The following is a 1,062-nucleotide window of genomic DNA, read 5'->3' as shown; positions in this document are numbered from 1 at the left end:
GCGAAGCGCAGCTTTTCTTCCATCGCGATCGGAACGATCAGCTCGACAGCAACCGTGACGTTGTCGCCCGGCATCACCATCTCCGTGCCTTCCGGCAGCGTCACAATGCCCGTCACGTCGGTCGTGCGGAAGTAGAACTGCGGACGGTAGTTGGTGAAGAACGGCGTATGACGGCCACCCTCTTCCTTCGTCAGGATGTAGGCTTCAGCCATGAACTTCTTGTGCGGCTTGACAGAGCCGGGCTTCGCCAGGATCTGGCCACGCTCGACGCCGTCACGGTTCACACCGCGGATCAGCGCACCGATATTGTCGCCAGCCTGGCCCTGGTCGAGCAGCTTGCGGAACATTTCAACGCCGGTCACCGTCGTCTTCGAGGTCGGACGAATGCCGACGATCTCGACTTCTTCGCCAACCTTGACAATGCCACGCTCGACGCGGCCGGTCACAACCGTGCCGCGGCCAGAGATCGAGAACACGTCTTCGATCGGCATCAGGAACGGCTGGTCGATCGGACGCTCAGGCGTCGGGATGTAGGCGTCGACAGCAGCCATCAGTTCGCGGATCGCGTCTTCGCCGATCTTCTTGTCCGAATCTTCAAGCGCAGCAAGTGCCGAACCCTTGACGACCGGGATGTCGTCGCCCGGGAAGTCGTAGGACGACAGCAGTTCGCGAACTTCGAGTTCGACCAGTTCGAGAAGCTCGGCGTCGTCAACCTGGTCGACCTTGTTCAGGAACACAACGATTGCCGGAACGCCGACCTGGCGGGCCAGCAGGATGTGTTCGCGCGTCTGCGGCATCGGGCCGTCAGCAGCCGAGCACACCAGGATCGCGCCGTCCATCTGGGCAGCACCGGTGATCATGTTCTTGACGTAGTCGGCGTGGCCGGGGCAGTCGACGTGGGCGTAGTGGCGGGCCGGCGTCTCATATTCAACGTGAGCCGTCGAAATCGTGATGCCACGCGCCTTTTCTTCCGGAGCCGCGTCGATCTGGTCGTACGCCTTGTACTCACCGAAGTACTTCGTGATCGCTGCCGTCAGAGACGTCTTGCCGTGGTCAACGTGG

Annotated in this window: 1 protein-coding gene; it reads right to left on the bottom strand. The window is 61.7% G+C overall.

The annotated features are described in order from the left end of the window. On the bottom strand, positions 1-1,062 hold a 1,062-nt coding region (gene tuf / locus G9X64_RS36015), incomplete at both ends, for an elongation factor Tu (protein WP_171378386.1).

The organism is Rhizobium sophorae, from assembly GCF_013087515.1.
Taxonomy (GTDB): Bacteria; Pseudomonadota; Alphaproteobacteria; order Rhizobiales; family Rhizobiaceae; genus Rhizobium; species Rhizobium sophorae.
The sequence above is the reverse complement of the archived record's forward strand: the minus strand, read 5'-3'. Positions and strand labels throughout refer to the sequence as shown.